The organism is Paenibacillus sp. sgz302115, from assembly GCF_056120445.1.
Genome location: NZ_JBVYOK010000018.1, coordinates 1 through 19,258 on the forward strand (window position 1 = coordinate 1; position 19,258 = coordinate 19,258).

Here is a 19,258-nt window from a genome sequence, read left to right on the forward strand (position 1 = left end):
GATTGATGGTAACAGTCAATCAGCCTGGATAGCTATAGGCTCTGATCCAGGACGAGCTAATGAGCTAGCTCTTGACTTAGCAGTCTGCACAAAACAGAAATGGCTTGCGTGCGTTAACTAGCTAGGAATCCCACGGCTTTTGCCGTATTGGAGGCTCAATACTGCTATGTTCGATCGCATCCGATTGATACATGGAATAGTCCAACTGCAATCCTTTACGGCTCAGACGATAACCTGTGCGAGTTTGACGTAGTCTCTGCTTTCACGGACCGGTTCCATAGTGAACTGAACGTGATGGAGCATGGCGAACATTATTTTCACACCGAAGAGCAGCTGCAATTTTTTCAGGGAGTGGCTGCAGGAGCATATCATCTCAAATTAGGCAGAACGGGAAGCCGTGAGTCATCAGCTCACTGCTTCCCGTTCTTATATATAGTCCATAAGATATTCCCCGTAGTTTCATTTCTCTCATTTTGAATTTTTTCAACAAAATTGTATATATGAATTGACTTTTCCCTATACTAAAGCATATATTGTAACTGTAATTTGCAGTAAAACTGCAAAATGGAGGTGTAATTATGCTACTTGAGTTTAGAACTAAAAACTTTAAATCCTTTCAAGATACGCTTGTCTTCTCCATGACCCCTGCACCGAAGCAAAAAGGCTTGGATTACAGCTTGTTAAAGGAGAAAATCGGAACAAAAGAATACAAAGGATTGAGCTCGGCGGTTATTTATGGGCCCAATGCATCAGGCAAAACAAACATCATTGGCGCAATGGATGTCCTAAAAAATATTATTCTAAGAGGACATATCCGAAATGAGGATAAAAAGTCAAAATCCAATGCGGCAGCAAGTACACTGGAACTGATCCCCAATAATGAAGATAAGAATAATACTCCGGTCGATTTTGGTATTAAGTTTACTGACCGCGGGCTTGTGTTTGAGTATAAACTATCCCTCGATTTAGGGAGTTTCTTGGACGAAAACTATGTTCGTAAAGTACTGAGCGAAGTATTACTTGTAAACGAAAAGCTGATTTTTTCCAGAAATCCCTCCTTGGAATTAGGCGATACAAACCTTATCAGGAAGTATGCGATCAACGGGTTTGAGGAAAATGAAAATAGTCTGAGAAATTTAGCCAAAAAGAACTTAATCAATGACGAACTATTCTTAATGAACGGGTTCAAAGCCATGTTTAGTTCAAAGCTGGTCAACCTCATAACAGATTGGCTTGAGAATAAATTCATGGTTTTCTGCAGGGCGGACGCTCTTCAAGCAAGACCATCAACTTCTAAGAAAGACACGATTTACATCAACACAACCATCAACGATGCAGCCCACATTTTTGGAATCAATTCCAACGCTCTTGGCTATCATTCGTCGGATGAAGATTCAGAGCCGAAGTTATATTCGATTATGGATAAAAAAGGAATTGTTCAAGCGGACTCCTTTGAGTCCTTTGGGACCATTCGTTTTGTAAACATGTTCCCTGTTGTCATTGATGCCCTACTCAGCGGAGGTACATTGGTTATTGATGAATTCGACGCTTCCCTGCACCCCATGGCGTTAATGAGTATTGTCAACATATTCCATAATGATGACCTGAACAAAAAAAATGCACAGCTTATCTTTAACACACATAATCCTATTTTTCTTAATTCGAACCTGTTTCGACGTGATGAGATCAAGTTTGTGGAGCGCGATGAAGAAATGTTCAGCAGCACCCATTACTCCTTATCTGATTTTGGAACTTCTGGAGAAAAGGCCGTACGTCAGGGTGGGGATTATATGAAAAATTATTTCATTAGCCAGTATGGCGCTATCAAGGATGTAGACTTTACCCCTGTGTTTGAAAAATTACTGGAGGCCAGAGGGGAGCTGTAACTGAATGGCTGCTAGGAAGATCAATAAAAAGTACTATTTCACTGTAGAAGGAGAGACGGAAAAATGGTATTTAGATTGGATAAAGCAGTTAATTAATAGCGATTCCACAGCCATGCACACTGTGTCCATTGACAGCAAAAAAGAAAAAGATCCTATAAAACGCGCAAAGTCCTTAACTGTTCTCAGTGAAACAGTCATCACACATTGGTTTGATTATGAGAGTAGTGAAGCGGTTCATACAAAACAATTTAAAGAAACGTTAGATGCACTCAAAAAAACATCAACCTTTAAGAAACATATTAAATATAAATTGGGATACAGTAATTTCACTTTCGAGCTTTGGATGATCTTGCACAAAAGAGATTGTAATGCAGCACTTGCCCATAGGCGGCAATATCTTCAATGGGTAAACAGTGCTTTTGAAGAAAACTTTGCGGAACTCTCAGATTATAAAGAAGAAGCAAACTTCAAAAGAGTCCTCAGAAAAATATCATTAGATGATGTAAGAACGGCAATTGCCCGGGCTAATAGCATCATGCGGAGAAATGAAGAAGCTGGATTAACCTTGCATGAGTACAAAGGATATAGATATTACAAAGAGAATCCTTCGCTTCTTGTTCATGAATCTATTGAAAAAATACTGAAAGACTGTGGACTACTCTAACGATCCACTTAAATAAAGACGCCGGGGAACAATTCCCGCGCGTCTTTTTGGATTTCTACTTACTTTCCTTTTTTACATATATCCGAACAAATCAAAGCATACACCACCAAATCAACCACTCCCTTACCCTGCCAATACTGTGATTGCCGCATGATTCCTTCCTTAATGAAGCTGTTTTTCTGTAATACCTTTTGGGATTTCTCATTAGCTGGCATTACGAATGCTTGTATGCGGTTGATTCCAGCGGTGTTACAAAGATAATCTACCATTGCGCGGACTGCCTCCGTCGCAATCCCTTTGCCCCAATAGCGTTCGCTAAGCCGATAGCCTATTGTGATCATATTTACTTTAGCGTCATATTCAAACATTTCTGCTACGCCAACAATTTCATTTGGCGCTTCGGCTGAGCAAATTCCTAGAAATATTGCTTTTCTTTTAATAAAATCTCTTTCAAAATGACCTATCATATTACGTACAGTGTCTCTATTCTTCTTAATATCTCCGGGGATGTAAGTAAATACATTCTCATTGTTGTAGATCTCAAACAGCCCATCAATATCAGTTTCTACGATTCTTCGCAAAATAACTTTATCGGTAACTATGTGTGGGAACTCGGCATAAGGATCGCCCATCTCAAATCCCCCCCTGTTATATTTTTCTGCATGGCATATGCCAGTCAAGAATAACCTGCTGAGCGCCATTTTCAAGAGGATTGCAGAATCTGCTGACAGTGTAAACCTCCAGCCAGTAGAAATTGTCATAATCAAGTGTATAGCCGTTTTTCTCCACCATACTGGATATGAGAATATATGCGTTGTTGATAATTTCATCAAGATTCTTTGCACCAATCTGCGCCTTGGCAATGGTTCCACCCTTGATCATTCTGCCTGTCATGCCATCCGGGACCGGAGTGTTTACTCTAAAATACTTGCCAACAATATAGGTGTCCCCAAGACCGTTGTCATTAGTGAAGTCAGTCATGTAGCCGAGCCCAATACAGTCCTCCATCCCCATCTGATGCTCTTCAAGCTCTGCAAGCTTTTGGTCAAAACCCTGCCCCCAAAAAACATCCCACAGCTTGTTGGTTGTAACTCCATAGTCTTTACTACTAATGCCAATAAGAAGCATATCCTCTGTATTCTCATATTCGAGTTTCACAAGATCCGCCATAATTCTTCTTCCTTTCAAAACATAATATGAATCCTGATCTGTTAAGGAAAGCGGGAGGAACGCTTTTTCATGATAAATATCCTTTGTAATCAATGCGGGCGGGACAGAAAACTGCTCCTTGAACGCTCTTGAAAAAGATGAACTGCTCTCATAGCCGCATTCCATTGCTATTTCGGTTACATTTTTACTTCCCAACAGAAGCATTTCCGCAGACGAGGTAAGCTTTCTTTTTCGTACATATCCGGCTAAGGAAATATCACAGATATACGTGAAAATACGCTGATAGAGCCCCAACGGGATGCCTGTCAGTTTTTCGATTTTTTGATAATCTACGTTCATAATGTCCGCTTCAAGCGTATCAATAACCTGCTGTGTTTGATCGAGCGCCTCCATGCTCATCTCTCCTTTCAATTGTATTATGCAGCATATGATGTGATTCTGCTTTGCATTTTCTGTACAATTACGGCACAGTGAAGCTCCTTTGACAAAATGCACTCCACCTAACTATAATGTACTTATACGATAAGTACACCACAACACAATATAAAGGAGGGGTCATGTGGAAATCATCATCAGCAGTAATACGAGCAAGCCGATATATGAACAGATCACCTCACAGATTAAGGCAATGATTATGAGCGGAGAATTACAGACAGGTGACCCGATTCCGTCCATGCGTGCATTGGCCAAATCCATTCATGTGAGCGTCATTACCGTTCAAAAGGCTTACGAGGATTTGCAGCGGGATGGCTTTATTGAAACAACGGTTGGGCGGGGCAGCTTTGTATCGACGCAGAACAAGGATTTTTTCCAGGAAGAACAACAGCGGAAAGCAGAAGGACATTTGCAGGAGGCCGCAGATATTGCGCGAACTAGCGGCATACCACTCAGCAAGCTGGTTGAGCTTTTGACTATGTTTTACCAAGAGGAGGAATAACGATGGAGCCTATTTTGCAGGTGGAGAACCTGACCAAACAATATCCCGGTTTCAAGCTGGATCATGTTTCCTTTTCTATCCCGAGAGGCACGATTATGGGGCTGATTGGCGAGAATGGCGCCGGGAAAAGCACCACGATTAACGCCATTCTTGATCTCATCCGAAAGGATGGGGGTATCGTCACATTTTGGGGACAGGAGCTATCCTCTAACCCGAAGCAACTCAAAGAGGAAATAGGCGTTGTGTTTGACGGCATCAACTTCTATGAGACCCTCACCCCGGCCAAGGTTGGCAAAATTTCGGCGTCTGCCTATAAGCAGTGGGACGACGCCGTTTACAACGGTTATTTACATAAATTCCAGCTCCCTTCCGACAAGGAAATCAAAACATTTTCCAAAGGTATGAAGATGAAGCTTTGTATTGCTGTAGCGCTCTCCCATAAGCCAAAGCTCTTGATCCTGGACGAAGCGACCAGCGGACTTGATCCTATCATGCGTGACGATATGCTGGATGTTTTTCTGGATTTTATCCAGGACGAAAACCATTCTATCCTGATGTCTTCCCACATCACAACGGATTTGGAGAAAGTGGCTGATAACATCACCTTTATTCACAAGGGAAAGGTTCTGTTCTGCAAGGCAAAGGACGAACTGCGTTACAACTACGGCATTATTCGCTGCGGGGCGGCACTGTTTGAGGCGATTGATAAATCGGAGATCCTTGCCTACCGGAAATTCGACTATCAGTGGGATGTGCTGGTTGCCGATAAGGAAAAAGCGCGCCGCAAGTATAAGACGGCAGTAGTAGACGACGCTTCTATCGACGATATTCTTCTTCTCTATGTAAAGGGGGAACAGGTACAATGAAGAGCTTGATTCTAAAAGATTTGTATAACATTGGACACAACGCAAAATCCATGGTGTTTACGCTGTTGGTTTTCGCCGTGATTTTCATCCCTTTCAGCGGACCGGAAGCCTATATTATTGCAAGTGGAGTTCTATGCAGCATGATGGTTATGACTACGTTCAATTTTGACGACAACTCCAAGTGGATGAAATATGCTATGGTTACCCCGGTTACCAAAAAAGAATTGGTGGCCAGCAAATTTATCGTTCTGCTGATTTTCTCGGTTATCGGTGCTGTCAGCGGTCTAGTGATTGGTTGCATTGGCGGCATCATCGTCCGCAAAATTGATTACAGCAACATGAGCGAGGTCCTCACTCTGCCGGTTGTCGCTGTGGTTGGTTTAGTAATTGCGGAAATCTTGGGAAGTATGTCCATCCCGCTCTTATTTAAGTTCGGTACAGAAAAAGCCCGCACGTTATCACTTGTTTCCTTTATAGTTCCTGCTTTGATCTGCTTTGGTATCTATGAGCTTCTGATCTTCTTTGGTGTTTCTTTTACAGATCAGCTTATGGTTATCCTGCTGTGCTGCTCCCCGGTGATAGCGCTGGTGTGGAACCTGGTGATGTACAAAATCAGCTATGTGATTTTCTCAAAGAAGGAGCTTTTGTATTAAGTGGCTGCATTGAAGGCGGGGAATGGCTGCAATGTCTCTCATAATTTCGGGAAGCTATTCCCCGCCGACGTCAAAACTTGTTAACACACGATATTAGCATAGTATATTGACAATTATAAAAATAAGTTCATAATAATGATCGGGTGATTATTAATGCAGGTACTTAAAGAAGAACTTAGAACCTTGATTTTGAAAAAGGCAGAACAGGAATTTCTACAAAAAAAATTCGAGCATGCTTCCTTACGTAACATTGCAAAAGAAAGCGGCACGACCATCGGCAATATCTATCGCTACTTTTCAAACAAAGAAGCACTTTTTGATGAACTTGTCAAAAATGAATATAACGCTTTTCTTTATTTGATGGAGCATCATGAAAATGAAGAGATGCTAGATATCAATCACCAAAATGATAATAGTATCAACTGGCGTGATTATTTTCAGACTTATCTCACAAAGTTTATGCCCATCTTTACTAAACGTTTTCTACTACTCATTGATAGGAGTGAGAATACACAGTACCAATCTGCAAGGAGTATTGTTTTAAAGACCCTTGAGCAGCATTCCGATAAGCATTTTACTGAGTATGGTATTAGTACAACGCCAGGATTTACCCGTATTTTAGCTGAACAAATTCTCGCGGGTTTGCTTTTTATTATTGAGACCTGTGATGACAATGAAAGAAAACAACAACTCATCAGTGACATGTTTGCCTTTTTTATTGAGGGAACCTTGCATTTTTCATAGCTTTATTTTTTTGCCGAAATAATGATCATCCGATCATTATTATAAAAAACAGAAGGGAAATGTTTTTTGTATGGAAAATCTCAAAAAATTACCTCTTTGGAGATCCATCGTTCTATTTGCTTTCCCCAGCGCTTATTTCATTGCGTTAACAAAGTACTTCACGCCCTTTTTACATGAAAATCTGGGCTTACATCCTTCGCTGAGCTGGTACATAACAGGCCTTCTTGTGTTTATCCCACTGTTTGTTAGTGCTCTTTTATTCGTAAAAAGAGAAACAGGAACTCTCAATCTCCAAATATTACTTAGAAGATTGAGGTTGAAAAAACTGACAAAAAAAGATGTGATTTGGACGCTTTGCGCTACATTGTTGTCATTTACAGCCATGGGGCTCGTATGGTGGATTTCCACTCTGCTTACTCAATATTTTTCTGTTTCTCCACTGCAAACCACACCTGATTTTATGAGTTCACAGCCTCTGGAGGGCTTTCAAAAATTGTATTTGCTCGTCTGGTTGCCCATGTTTTTCTTTAATATTGTGGGGGAACAAATGCTGTGGCACGGCTATATTTTACCACGGCAGGAGCTAACCCATGGCAAATCGGCTTGGCTTGTTAACGCCTTCTGCTGGCTGCTATTTCACATTTGCTTTGGTGCCGATTTAATCATTCTTTTGCTGCCGTTGCTATTTATTGTACCTTACACAATACAAAAAACTAAGAACACCATGACCGGACTTATTGTTCATGCAATTGTAAATGGACCGATGGCAGTAGTCATCGCTTTAGGATTTTTAAAGTGAGATAGTGGTTCTAGAATTTGCTTATTGTATTGAATTCATTAACTCATAAAAATATTCAGATTCGTGAGTTTCATAGAGCTTATACCAAGCATCCAGTGTTTTTGGCGAGAATACATCCAGAGCTTTCAAGACATGTGCAGCAAATTCCAATGGAGCTACCCCCGAAGCCGTAATTAATTTTCCATCAGTAACAGCAGGCTCATTTTTGAAATACTCTTCACCCTTATAACCGGAACACACCATTTTGAGGTATCCCAAGTCATTGCTTGTATGCCAGCTTGAATCCAGCAATCCATTCTGAGCAAGCCTTATTGTAGCGCCACATATCGCTGCGACAACAATGTTCTCCTGTATACACTGCTCTGCCTTTTTTACTATTGGTTCGTGAATTGCTTCCATCCATGTATCTCCACCCGGTAAAATTAATGCATCCGTGCTCTCAATGCTGCACTCATCCAGTTTGATGTCAGGCAGTATTTTCAGTCCGCCCATTGTAGTTACAGGAGCCTTTTCAATTCCCACAGTAACTACTTTTGACGGGGCCAGCCCCTTTTTATAATATCTTCCTGAGTTCAATTCGGCAGTCAAATAGCCTATTTCCCAATCTGCCATTGTATCAAATACATAAAGATATACCGTACTGTTCATTCAAAATTCCTCCTAATTGATCAATCTTTATCACTATAATAAAACAGCTTCACTGACATCTACTGTCAGTGAAGCTGTTTTATTTGACAATATGCCCGGAAACTAGAAATCGTCTTAGCCTCGATTTGGAAATTTTCCTTGGACTATCATGCTGGCGATATCAAAAAATGAATCAATCCGGTCTCCACCTTCTGCTCCGTTCTGGATATGTTTATAGGCTTTTGCAATGGGAAAGACCACATTATTCTCTTTCTGCAGTCCAAATCCATGCTCCGTACTCTCCCACTTAAAATCACTAGCGTAATTTTTTCGAAGCACTTCTCCTACATAGATTCCGAAAATTGCTGAGTAGGTGCTGATACGCTCATGCATCTCTCCATCGCTTGTCTCATTAACATAAATCTCATGATAGTTATCTAATATGTCGCTAACCATCTTTATCGTTTCAGGCGTAAAATCTAAGTTATACTTATATGATTTATCCCCAATATTTATTGCTGCATTGCAATAATCGTTTATCGTCTTATCAATATCCATATACATCCATCCTTCTGTATTTATAGAGAATGCATCAATCCTTATACGGATCTAGCTCATCCGCTCCAGCCATGCAAACACCTATCGGTTTCAACACATGCATGACTTCAATTGTTTCAGCATGCGCATCCAGCACTTCCTGGAGCTTCCGATAAACGAAGGGGCTCTCATCCGTGCCTGCTCCGCGCAGTTCCACACCGAAATCCCGAACAGCCTTCATCATTTGTTCTGTGCTAATTTGACCGCCGCTGCGGGTACGGGTCTTCCAGTTCATTTTCCCTGCTGCTTGGGTCCGGCTCATGATTCGTCCCGCTCCATGAACGGTGCTGTAGTAAGAATCCCTGTTCTCTATGCTGTTCTTCCCTTTTACGATAACGGATATATCCCCCATACTGCCGCCGATGAAACCAACCTGTCCGGGTGCGGACGGGGTCGCTCCTTTACGGACGACAACGACCTCTTTCCTGTTGTGCGTCTCTTTCCAGGCATAGTTATGATGGTTATGCACTTCGAGGTCCGCTTCCGTTCCCAGAATAGCCAACACTTGCCGGATCACATAGTCCCTTCCGGCATAGGCGTAACGTCCGGCCAGCTTCATCGTTAGGTAATACATGTCGCCAAGCTCACTGCTCAGGTCAAGCAGTATAGGCGGCTGATCCATCTTCTCTCCGGGAGCGTTCGCGAGAAACTCTCTGCCGGCAGCCAAGTTAATAAAGCCGCTTGCTGTTTTATGTCCAAAGCCCCGGCTCCCGAAATGATTGGCGACCCATAAACGGCCGGTTCCCGCTTCTTCAAACAAATCCACGAAGTGATTGCCGCTGCCGACAGTGCCGAGCTGACTTTGCGCTAACGCCTTCAGCTTGTCGTGCTCTTGCTTGCCAACCGCCTTGTAAACAGCCCAATCGGGATCATCGAAAAGATCATGGTCGACCTTTTCATTATTAACCCGGCCTACCCCGAAGGAGATTTTGCGGGCGATCTCATCCATAATCTTCGCCAATCCTGGCTTTATGTCTTGGGCAAACAAATTGGTTCGCACTGCTTTATTCCCGCATGCAATATCATAACCAACGCCGGAAGGAGAGATTTGCCCGTCATATACTACCACCCCACCGATCGGTTGACTGTAGCCTTTATGGTGATCCGCCATCAGCAGGGTTTGAACCACATTGCCGGTTTCCGCGCACGTTTTTGCTTGAGCAAGCGCCCCATTGTCAGGACTTCCCCAGACACGCACGCCATCTATATTTTGATAAGCCATAAGATTATTCCACTCCTACATAAATGAATACATTTCCCGGGATTAGAGCCCTTTTGCTTCCCGCAGCTTATGAATCCGTTCTTTTACCGAGTCGTCAGGTTCAATCTGTGATAAATGAATAACTGCTTTGGCAAGCTGATCACCCCATGAGGTAATGTTCCAGCCCTCTAGCGCCTTAATCGCCATGTTCCGATTTCGAATCACAGGACTGTTCAGACCGGTGAGGATCAATTCCATACCCATTCCCTCATACTGATCCAGACTCTGCAAAATGGTATCCAAATTCCTATGTGCAGCATATTCTTTGCCAAGCCCCATCTCATTGCCGGGACCCGCAGCGATTTGCTGTAAAGGAAGCTGTTCGGTCGCAAATTGAACCAATTTTCGGATTCGGTTTGGATCATTTGATTTCATGAGCTGATAGAAATGAAAATTCTCCATCGGGTTGTCGGCAAGCTGATCATAGAGAGTATCCCAGATATCAATGCCGAGCTTTTCGGCACAAAATACGCCATAATAACGGTCCGACGAATCACCAGTACTAACAGCATCCATAACAATGCTTCCCCACTTGACGTCGGCAATAATCGATTGACAAGCATCTCTATTATCAGTTCTTAGCTGCCCGGTCCATCCGGCCGACATTCGGCCTGCCCACTCCTCCTCATCCTGAGACAAAAAGTTGAGAATATTAAATACGGCAGACAGGTGCTTTGCTGTTGAGCCCATCTCCCGGGTCAGCCTCATGTAATCGGATATTACCTGTGGACCATGCTCATAATCATCTATGTCCTCAGCCGGCCCGCCATTCAATAACGCTTCGATGATATCGGTCGCCCCATCAAACAATTCGCTATCTACCCGATCAGTCGAAAGCGCCTCCCGCAAATTACCATTTCTCGCACAAATACAAGCTAAATATTCGTTCATGACGCTGTTTAGGCACCCTTGGCGTAGCAACCAGTCTTTTATCTCCTGACTAGACGGCTCGAGTCTCTCAACGATATGAATTTTCCCCCAACCATGAACTTGCTTAGCTAATTCAAATAGTACCTGGTTACCGTCTTCCATTCCATTATAAATCGCAATCATAGCATATAGCGTAAATTCCTCATGTCTCCCTAGTGTCAGAAGCAGTTCTTTCACTTGCTCATTCTGAAAAAGGCCCAGTAGCGCAATTCCGAATTTGACGACATTTCGGTGTGCCGCATTCTCCACCATCCATGTCGCCTCATGGAATATTGCATCTGGTTGTATATTGGGGTGTTTGCGCACCTCATCCAAGCTTGCGTCAATCACACCGCTTATATCCGTCTTCACAAGCTTTGCATAAAGAGCCTTTCTTATTGAATTCTTCGGCTTCCTGGATTGCTTCGCCAGAAGCTGGACTAGCTCCTGTGCCTCATCCGCCATCTTACCGGGCGTCGCATGGTGTCCAAATGCTCCATCCAAACCGCCCGCTACCCACCTCATTGTACTGCCGGACCAGAATTCTTCGTCATCCGGCAGGGAACCGTCCACGGATTCGCCTTGCTTCTGAATATATGAATAAATGGAGGACTTGCCTTCCCAAAGAGGCCGTACAGCTTTATTGAAGAAAATAACCATCGTTTTCATCACCTTTTTCCCAAATTTCCTTCACCCGCTCTACCAACTGAGCTATTCCTCCACTGGGAGGAAGTTGGACCGTCACTTTATCGCGTCGGCCTTCTGTATCTATAATCGCTTATTTTTGGAGCAGCGAACATGGTGAAAGTATTACGACCGGTCATAAACTTTTCCATTTCACCCAATTCTCTCCCCTGTTACAATGTAAGAAGCTGTTTCATTTGAACGGGGGATTACTTTGGCTAAAGAAAGCTTCGATAAGGAAATTCAATTCCTGCGTATGCTCGTACTGACAAGCGGTGCCTTCAGCAGACAGCAGTTCGCAGAGCGGCTTGGCATTTCCGTACACACCTTTGATAAAACAATCCGGCGGCTCAAAGAAGTTGTGAGCTCCATGCACCAGCATTTGCCACAGGAACAAAGCAAGGAACTCTCTGAGACCATTCGGTTCAGCTATTACGATTCCACCGATCCTCTGCTCCTGTTTCTGTTCCGCGCCAAATCCGTCAAGGAATCCGAAAGCCAAAGAATCTCGCTGCTTTTAGCCGCGATGAATGAGCAGGCTTTGACTGCGATGGAACTACTCGATTTATGCTGCAGCAGTCTGTCTTCCGGGCTGCCTCTGCCTGACGAGAAAACCATTCGGTCGGACCTCAAGTATTTGGAGGAGGTTGGCGTCATTAAGAAGGAGCCAGGTCCCCGTCCCTACCGGTATCGCATTCAAGATGATTTGGTCCGAAGCTTATCGGATGAAGAACTTTTCGATTTGTATGATTTTGTGGATGTGATGGCGAACACTCAAGTCCCTTCCGTACAAGGCTATCTGCTGCGCGATGGACTCAAGAAGCAGCTTTTGCGCAATCAAGCCCGGCAGCATGCCGTCGAACCATTTTTATATAAATATCACTATTATTCGCGGATCTTGGATGAGGCGCATCTATTCACACTCCTTCATGCCATCCGTCACCACCGCAAAGTCCGTTTTCTGTACTTCTCTCCGAAGTCTGAAAAAAGCTACGCCTCCAAAAACACCAATCCCTTGTTTGAACGGGATACGGAGGGCAAAACTCAGAAGACACTACCGCTCAAGATCGTCTATGATCATCAATATGGCAGATGGTATCTGCTTTCCCACGGCCGGGAGGGGATTCGAAAATACCGCATGGAAGGAATCACGCAAATTGAAGAGGATGAATCCGTTGACGAGGTATGGTATGAGAACAAGAAAAGCGAGCTTGCCGAGAAAATACGGTACAGTTGGCTGATTGATACTGGTCAGCCAGTGACGGTGCGTGCCCGATTTTATACTCCTGAAAGATCTGAACGTAACTTCGTCAAAGAGCGGGTAATGCTGCAGGGGCAGTGGGGAGAGATTGTGTCCGAAGATGAACATTCATTTATTTACGAGATCACTGTAAACGGGACTACCGAAATCAAGCCGTGGCTGCGGAGTTTCGGTTCCAGTTGTGAGGTTCTCGAGCCGCTTCGGCTGCGCCGGGAAATGATTGCCGAATGGAAGGAGATTGCGTCTTACTATGAATCTGTTTGAGAAAATATTCAATCACCAGATCATCTCCCGGCTCGAGGATTCCGGTACCTTCATGGTCACTTCGCACGAACGGGCGTGGCTGAAAACAATGCTGGAACATCCCGCGGCGGCAGATGCCTTCAATGCGGACACTTTGGATAAGCTGCGGTCAGCCCTCGAGACGGATCAGGTTATGGATATATCCCTCCACTTGATTGAAAAAGCCCGTACGATGGAAAAGCAGGCCTACCACCCGCTCCTGCGGCCTTTGCGCAGGTACATCATGAATAAGACTGGCATCCGTATAACTTACGAGATTAAGAGCGGACGTGTGAACATGGAACAGTCTGGATTTCCGTATAAGCTGGAGTACTCCATGGTCAAACGGGAGTGGTATTTGCTCTGGTATCACACCCGGCGTCATGCCTTCATGAGCACCAGGCTGAATAATATCCATTCTGTCATGTCAGAACCTATCGAGCCATCAGTAGCGGAAAGCATCCTGAAGAAAATCGCACAAACTCTTGAATCGGGTAAAACTGAAGTGGTCATTGAAATTATCCGTGTTTATAACGAAGAGTTCTCCCGTATCCTGTACGCCTTTTCCAGCTTCGAAAAAAATGTGGAGTACGATTCGGAGAATGATACCTACCGAGTCAGGGTCTCTCTGCTTGGGGATGAAATGGAGTATTTGCTTTCCAAGATCCGTTTTCTCGGGAAGCGGGTTCGGGTAGCCCACGGCGATTATTTAAAAAGGCGCATGCTGGAAGCATCGACGAAGGCTTTGGAGCGATATGGGGTCATTACGGAAGATGAGGAATTGACATCATAGTAATAAAATTTGCCTTTGGAGGAGTAGTATGGAGGACAGTATAAAGGTCAATCAAACAATCATTTCCTTGCTTAAAGGAGACATTACGAAAATAACGGCCGACGTGATCGTTAATGCCGCGAATACAAGCTTATTAGGCGGCGGTGGCGTGGATGGTGCAATTCATAAAGCCGGCTGAAACAGCACTTGAGGCAGTATTAAATTATTTGAACTCTGAAAGTGCCGGGCAGGGGACGATAGAACAGATTTATTTTGTCTGCTTCGATGACGAGAATTTTGATATATATCGTAGTAAGCTCATTAAGCATTGAAAAAGAATCGTTTATCGAAGGAAGTGACCACCTTGTACAAGTATATAGGTGATATATATACGAAAGTTATTTTTATTTTTCGGGTAGAAAAATATCTTTTGGATTTAATTGATAGAATGTCGGCTGTTGATAATGCCAGAAGTTCGGATGAGTCCATAAGCTTCAAAGCCTACAGAGAAGCTGAAGCGCTAAACAATAAAAAATTTATTCCGTTACTCATTGAAATAATCAAAAGCCACCATGAATCAGACGATAAACACATTAGAAAGGGATCCTATTTTATCCTTTCAAAATTATTACAAAAACATGGTGATTTAAATGCACTACAATTCCTCATTAACCAATTACATCAAGAATCTGATAAATACGCTATCAGTCATTTACTTGATCAGATTTCGGATGTTGAGAAACCCAACATAATAGATGTTGAACCGATTTTTCGATATATTGAAAACCCTTCATGGAGTATACGTCATTCTTCAATAAGAGCACTCAAACACTCTTATAATCCAAGAGCTAGACAAGTGATATTGAATCTATTAAGTAATGCCATTAAAAACATTAAAAAAAATCAATATGACATTGTATATGCCGTATCTACGTTATCCGATATTGGAAATCCAACTGATTTGTTTGTACTAGAGGAATTAACTAAAGCTAAAATTCGTGATATAAGAGAGGCAGCAACATATGCAATTGATCGAATAAACGAACGAAATTAATAATCGTTGTAATATTGACTATTTTTTCTAAAACACTCTCGTCTAAGTTCATAGAAAACCTTTACCAACGGATGTTCATCATCATTTAGGGTTATTCCTTCAAATTTCCGTCTCCCTAGCCTTCTATCTATTAATGAAAATGCCTTATATATGGGATTATTTGAAGTCAGACTTTCTGAAAATGACGTATTAATATAATTATCCAGATTGATGAGTATATGACTTGTTTCATGAATCCCGTATCGCATTATTTCTTCAATATTTTTGGATTCAATATTTACCTTATAAAAATCATTGTGAAATCCATGTTGAAGTTGGAATGAGTTCAATAGTTCATTGGGAACAGGTGTCATATACCAATGATAATACCCGCCACCAAAAATCTTTTTTCCGTCTAATGTAATCCATATTTCACCATAACCATCGTGTGCATCATGATATCGAGTTAAATGTATATCAATTCTATTTCTTAGCTCTTCGGTAATAAAACTCTTTATTTTCACCCTTAATTTTGACCACATAATAAGAGCCCCTTTCTATTTAGTTACTAAGTACAGGAGTTGATTTGGGCGATGAAGAACATTAAAGTGCCCTCAAATACCGAAAAACTCCGCCGCTGTCTCTGTCGTTACTCTAGCGACCTCTTCTGCGGGTCTGCCGATACATCGTGCTACAGTTTGCAGGATATGCGGCAGGAAAGCAGGCTCGTTCCGTCCATCCGCTGGCTTTTCCTTTAAGTCCCGCGGAGTCAAGAACGGTGCGTCCGTCTCGATCATAAGCCGATTGGGCGGAATCATTCGCACAAGGTCCCTCAGATGTTTGCCTCTTCGTTCATCGCAAATCCAGCCGGTGATCCCGATGTGGAATCCCATTTCAAGGTATGCCTTAAGCTCAGAGTGAGTCCCTGTAAAACAATGGACCACCGCTTTTTGAACCGCATGTTCCTTAAGAATCGCAATAAAATCTGAAAATGCCTCCCGCTCATGCAGAAATAGCGGCATGTTTAGTTCAAGTGCCAATCGAATTTGCTCAGTGAACCATTTACGCTGCACGTCCCGCGGCGAGAAATCCCGGTTAAAGTCTAGACCGCATTCCCCGATGGCTACCACCTGTGGCCGTGCCGCCAATTCTTTTAGCTTCGTGATCGTCTCTTCGCTGCAGTTCTTCGCATCATGGGGATGTACTCCCGCAGTAGCATACAGCTTCCCCTCGTAACGTCCGGCATAGCGGGCAGCTTCTAGGCTGTTCCTCAAGCTTGTCCCTGTAATGATAAGGGGTGCAACATGGTTTGCAATTGCTCTTTCGACGACCTGCTCACGATCCTGGTGAAAGGAACGATGCATCAGATTGACGCCGATATCAACGATTGTGTGATTCATGATTCGAGTACTCCTTTTCCTTGTTCGTCCCATGATAGGGAATGGCCGGAGCATATTGAACTTGATCGAATTTTGGACCACCTGCTCAATATCTTCCGGTTTCACCCACGGCCACCTTATCAAAGGTTACAGACGCGGATCAATCTCCTGCTCCTGTGCCACCTCAAACAGCAGATTAGCCACGATCTCTTTATAGGCCTCATGCTCAGGCGCAATCTCATCAAATGGCACCGCCAGCATTTGCATCCCAAGCTGGTACTCCTTAAGCGAGGTACGAAGCTTTTGATTAACATTCTTTTGCTTGAGCAGCTTGCGGTATTTATGTGGAAACTTGTAATCATATCCGTAAATGATGGACAAATAATCGGGATTTCGCACCTTCATATAAGGCACCGTTTTTCCGTTCCATAGTTCCGGTTTAATTACGATTCCCTCCATATGTTTCTCCAGCGTAAGCTTAGAGAAGTAACGCTCAGCTTTCTCCAGGCAGTCTGGTTCGGACAGATCCAGCATAAGTGCCTCATCCTCCGACAGAAAAGCGTACATCTCTGAGGTCTTCCATTCCGCAACTTGTTCCTTCCCGTCCTCATACACAATTTTCAGAACGGTAAAAGGCTTATACTCCATGACCTCGTCTTCCGCATACAACTCTAGCTGTCTTCTGTACGTTTGATAGGCCTCTATGTGTTCAGATAAAGGACTATAGGTTTCCCGGATCTCATGGACATACTTATAGTTTTGGTACACACTGGGACCGTACTTGTCGCTCAAAGCAGATTTTGCGATATGATGCTGGTCTTTTTCGAACCCGCTCGCTTCATATTCGGCAATAAGCTTATTGCGGGCTTCTTCAAAACCTTTTTGCTGCAGAAACGCAAGCTCTGTCCCCAGCGCTTTTTCAATAGGCTTAAACTGCCTTTCGATCAGCCCATCGCCCAGCGCTTTCCACGGAAGAAGCTCACCATCCAGAATCAGCATGGCAATCTTCTGTTCTTGCATATAACCACCGAATTTCTTCAACAGCTTGTCGTAAATCCCCGTTAAGTCCACATGATTGATCTTATAGCCGTTGCGGCTGACTGCAAAGCACTGTTCCAGATCCTGATGCAAATAAACGTTGCACCTTGAGCCCATATACTTGGGCTGCAGAACAACCTGCTGAACACCACGTTCCTTGAAATATTCGAGACCGCGCTTCAACGACTCCAGTTCATTCGTCTCATCATTCTTGTCCGCCGGTGACATGGTACCTGAGATGAAATTGATTTTTTTTCGCGAGCAGTAGTGGAGTCTGCGAATGTCATCCTCCCCAAGGTCTTGAATGGATACCTTTCGTTCGGCCTTGAATAAGGTCTTCAGGTCCTCAGTGATTACCGCTTGGCGGGACTTCCGGGACTTCATAAACGGTCTATACGAGATACTGACGGATGTCAACAGGTTGCCGTGTACGCAGCCCGTGTCAATATGAATCTTATTCCCGATCCGGAAAGACTCCTTGGCCGCGACGTGCCCGAACACGTGGTATGGATGATTTTTGACCGCTTCCTCCTGCAGAAAAGCAAGCTGCCCCTCTAGCGGAGCTTCCCGGTCGATCCGGAAATTCCTTTGATGCCGAACAGAATTCGAATCCAGCTTGCCAATGTATTTATTCCGGCACGGGGCGTGAGTGATATAGAAAGACGACCCCCTAGCCCCCACATACCGCAAAAATGGTTTCGAAATCGAGACCAGGTGGCGAAATATCCCCAGCAGTTCTTGATCGTTCATTAAAACTTGAGTCGAGTCAAAATACGTATGTAGCAGCTCCTGATCTACACCGTTAATTTCACCCTTGATATACTTATCAATGAAATTTTCATGATTTCCAAGCACAAAGTAAAAGTGCTCCTGATTATCGTACAGAAACTGAACGATATCCTTCGTTTGTTTCCCCTTGTCAATCCAGTCTCCGACCAATATTAGCTTGGTTTGCTTCAGCTTATCTGTCACAACAAGCTTTCCCGCTTCGATCCTGTAGCCGTAATCGAGCAGCAGCCCCTTCAAATCGTCCACACATTCGTGTACGTCCCCGATAATGATGTACTGTTGATCCTGAGAGAGAATGGTCGCCAAGTAGGCATCCAAATCCTCAACTATTATCTTATAATCAGGATTCCCCATTCCCGCGTCCGCCACATAAAAATCTTTTGCACGCACTTTATGGATCTTGCCGTATCCCTCGCGGGGCAGCGTGCCGAGAACCTCCTTTTTCAGCCGGTTTATGTGAGTCGTGATCAGCTTCTTCGAACGGTCCGACGCGTAGTAATCTTCCCGCTTCCGGTAATCGAAGACGATGACCTCGAGATTGTAGTTGTTTTGAAACGCAATCTCCTTCACCTTGGCCCGAAAATCCTCGGATAACCCGGTTGTATCGACAACTACAAACTCCGCATTGACCGGAAAAGAAGTCACCATCTTCAATCTTTCAAACAGCAGGTGAAAAGCTTGCCCGCTGGACTCGAGCATCACCTGATCATACTTGTCGTATTCATATCCGAGGACCTCTTGGCGGATCTGATCGGAGGACAAATATTGAACGTTAGCCCTGACATTCCGGCTGGCATCCTCAAAACGCAGCCCGGGAATTAACACTTCCTTGGCAAACGTCGTTTTGCCGCATTCCGTAGACCCGATTAGCATAAAAATCGTGTGAACCTTCGTTTGGATATCCATT

General features: G+C 43.7%; 19 protein-coding genes and 2 pseudogenes. 12 read left to right on the top strand and 9 right to left on the bottom strand.

Annotated features, from left to right (window positions below):
* Positions 1 to 159 precede the first annotated feature (159 nt).
* The 3 genes and pseudogenes from AC0LWN_RS25085 to AC0LWN_RS25095 form a co-directional block, all read left to right on the top strand.
* Positions 160 to 382, top strand: a pseudogene (locus AC0LWN_RS25085) (alpha/beta hydrolase); the annotation flags it as partial.
* Positions 383 to 578: 196 nt separating this feature from the next.
* Positions 579 to 1,886: an AAA family ATPase gene (locus tag AC0LWN_RS25090; protein WP_474670199.1), complete on the top strand. Its 1,308-nt coding sequence runs from the start codon at positions 579 to 581 to the stop codon at positions 1,884 to 1,886.
* A 4-nt stretch (positions 1,887 to 1,890) separates the two neighbouring features.
* The gene (locus AC0LWN_RS25095) at positions 1,891 to 2,550 is read left to right on the top strand and encodes an RloB domain-containing protein (RefSeq protein WP_474670201.1); all 660 of its coding nucleotides are present in this window, start codon (positions 1,891 to 1,893) and stop codon (positions 2,548 to 2,550) included.
* Positions 2,551 to 2,609: 59 nt separating this feature from the next.
* Here the strand turns inward: AC0LWN_RS25095 and AC0LWN_RS25100 are convergent, their stop codons facing one another.
* Both AC0LWN_RS25100 and AC0LWN_RS25105 read right to left on the bottom strand, forming a co-directional pair.
* The gene (locus tag AC0LWN_RS25100; protein WP_474670203.1) at positions 2,610 to 3,182 is read right to left on the bottom strand and encodes a GNAT family N-acetyltransferase; all 573 of its coding nucleotides are present in this window, start codon (positions 3,180 to 3,182) and stop codon (positions 2,610 to 2,612) included.
* A gap of 16 nt (positions 3,183 to 3,198) precedes the next feature.
* On the bottom strand, positions 3,199 to 4,059 hold the full coding sequence (locus AC0LWN_RS25105; RefSeq protein WP_474670205.1) for a helix-turn-helix domain-containing protein: 861 nt from the start codon (positions 4,057 to 4,059) through the stop codon (positions 3,199 to 3,201).
* A gap of 220 nt (positions 4,060 to 4,279) precedes the next feature.
* Here AC0LWN_RS25105 and AC0LWN_RS25110 point away from each other — a divergent pair, with 220 nt between their 5' ends.
* The 5 genes from AC0LWN_RS25110 to AC0LWN_RS25130 all read left to right on the top strand — a co-directional run bounded on the left by AC0LWN_RS25110 (position 4,280) and on the right by AC0LWN_RS25130 (position 7,719).
* Positions 4,280 to 4,657 carry a GntR family transcriptional regulator gene (locus tag AC0LWN_RS25110; RefSeq protein WP_474670207.1) on the top strand — a complete coding sequence of 126 codons (378 nt, stop codon included), beginning with the start codon at positions 4,280 to 4,282 and terminating at the stop codon, positions 4,655 to 4,657.
* A 2-nt stretch (positions 4,658 to 4,659) separates the two neighbouring features.
* Complete coding sequence (locus AC0LWN_RS25115) at positions 4,660 to 5,523, top strand: ABC transporter ATP-binding protein (RefSeq protein WP_474670209.1); 864 nt, start codon at positions 4,660 to 4,662, stop codon at positions 5,521 to 5,523.
* A complete protein-coding gene (locus AC0LWN_RS25120; RefSeq protein ID WP_474670211.1) occupies positions 5,520 to 6,176 on the top strand; it encodes an ABC-2 transporter permease in 657 nt (218 codons plus the stop codon). Before AC0LWN_RS25115 ends, AC0LWN_RS25120 begins: the two co-directional genes overlap by 4 nt.
* 153 nt (positions 6,177 to 6,329) lie before the next feature.
* Entirely contained in the window at positions 6,330 to 6,920 is a 591-nt protein-coding gene (locus tag AC0LWN_RS25125) for a TetR/AcrR family transcriptional regulator (protein WP_458966979.1), read from the top strand.
* Positions 6,921 to 6,990: 70 nt separating this feature from the next.
* The gene (locus tag AC0LWN_RS25130) at positions 6,991 to 7,719 is read left to right on the top strand and encodes a CPBP family intramembrane glutamic endopeptidase (RefSeq protein ID WP_474670214.1); all 729 of its coding nucleotides are present in this window, start codon (positions 6,991 to 6,993) and stop codon (positions 7,717 to 7,719) included.
* A 21-nt stretch (positions 7,720 to 7,740) separates the two neighbouring features.
* On the opposite strand, the gene AC0LWN_RS25135 is transcribed toward AC0LWN_RS25130, so the two are convergent.
* From AC0LWN_RS25135 to AC0LWN_RS25150, 4 genes are all read right to left on the bottom strand, one after another.
* Complete coding sequence (locus AC0LWN_RS25135) at positions 7,741 to 8,367, bottom strand: type 1 glutamine amidotransferase family protein (RefSeq protein WP_474670216.1); 627 nt, start codon at positions 8,365 to 8,367, stop codon at positions 7,741 to 7,743.
* 114 nt (positions 8,368 to 8,481) lie between these two features.
* Positions 8,482 to 8,904 (bottom strand): hypothetical protein, encoded by a 423-nt coding sequence (locus AC0LWN_RS25140; protein ID WP_474670218.1) that lies wholly within the window; start codon positions 8,902 to 8,904, stop codon positions 8,482 to 8,484.
* Positions 8,905 to 8,938: 34 nt separating this feature from the next.
* A complete protein-coding gene (locus tag AC0LWN_RS25145) occupies positions 8,939 to 10,165 on the bottom strand; it encodes an RtcB family protein (protein WP_474670220.1) in 1,227 nt (408 codons plus the stop codon).
* Between the two features lie 42 nt (positions 10,166 to 10,207).
* Entirely contained in the window at positions 10,208 to 11,782 is a 1,575-nt protein-coding gene (locus tag AC0LWN_RS25150; protein ID WP_474670222.1) for a limonene hydroxylase, read from the bottom strand.
* A gap of 229 nt (positions 11,783 to 12,011) precedes the next feature.
* On the opposite strand from AC0LWN_RS25150, the gene AC0LWN_RS25155 reads away from it, so the two are divergent.
* The 4 genes and pseudogenes from AC0LWN_RS25155 to AC0LWN_RS25170 all read left to right on the top strand — a co-directional run bounded on the left by AC0LWN_RS25155 (position 12,012) and on the right by AC0LWN_RS25170 (position 15,166).
* Entirely contained in the window at positions 12,012 to 13,322 is a 1,311-nt protein-coding gene (locus tag AC0LWN_RS25155) for a helix-turn-helix transcriptional regulator (RefSeq protein WP_474670224.1), read from the top strand.
* The gene (locus tag AC0LWN_RS25160; protein ID WP_474670226.1) at positions 13,309 to 14,133 is read left to right on the top strand and encodes a WYL domain-containing protein; all 825 of its coding nucleotides are present in this window, start codon (positions 13,309 to 13,311) and stop codon (positions 14,131 to 14,133) included. Before AC0LWN_RS25155 ends, AC0LWN_RS25160 begins: the two co-directional genes overlap by 14 nt.
* A 28-nt stretch (positions 14,134 to 14,161) precedes the next feature.
* Positions 14,162 to 14,308, top strand: a pseudogene (locus tag AC0LWN_RS25165) (macro domain-containing protein); the annotation flags it as partial.
* Between the two features lie 168 nt (positions 14,309 to 14,476).
* Complete coding sequence (locus AC0LWN_RS25170) at positions 14,477 to 15,166, top strand: HEAT repeat domain-containing protein (protein WP_474670228.1); 690 nt, start codon at positions 14,477 to 14,479, stop codon at positions 15,164 to 15,166.
* On the opposite strand, the gene AC0LWN_RS25175 is transcribed toward AC0LWN_RS25170, so the two are convergent.
* From AC0LWN_RS25175 to AC0LWN_RS25185, 3 genes are all read right to left on the bottom strand, one after another.
* Positions 15,163 to 15,687, bottom strand: a complete 525-nt coding sequence (locus tag AC0LWN_RS25175) for an SF0329 family protein (RefSeq protein ID WP_474670230.1) — start codon at positions 15,685 to 15,687, stop codon at positions 15,163 to 15,165. The two genes, AC0LWN_RS25170 and AC0LWN_RS25175, sit on opposite strands and share 4 nt — an antisense overlap.
* A gap of 72 nt (positions 15,688 to 15,759) precedes the next feature.
* Positions 15,760 to 16,545 carry a TatD family hydrolase gene (locus tag AC0LWN_RS25180; RefSeq protein WP_474670232.1) on the bottom strand — a complete coding sequence of 262 codons (786 nt, stop codon included), beginning with the start codon at positions 16,543 to 16,545 and terminating at the stop codon, positions 15,760 to 15,762.
* Between the two features lie 126 nt (positions 16,546 to 16,671).
* Complete coding sequence (locus tag AC0LWN_RS25185; protein ID WP_474670234.1) at positions 16,672 to 19,257, bottom strand: metallophosphoesterase; 2,586 nt, start codon at positions 19,255 to 19,257, stop codon at positions 16,672 to 16,674.
* Position 19,258: the final 1 nt, after the last annotated feature.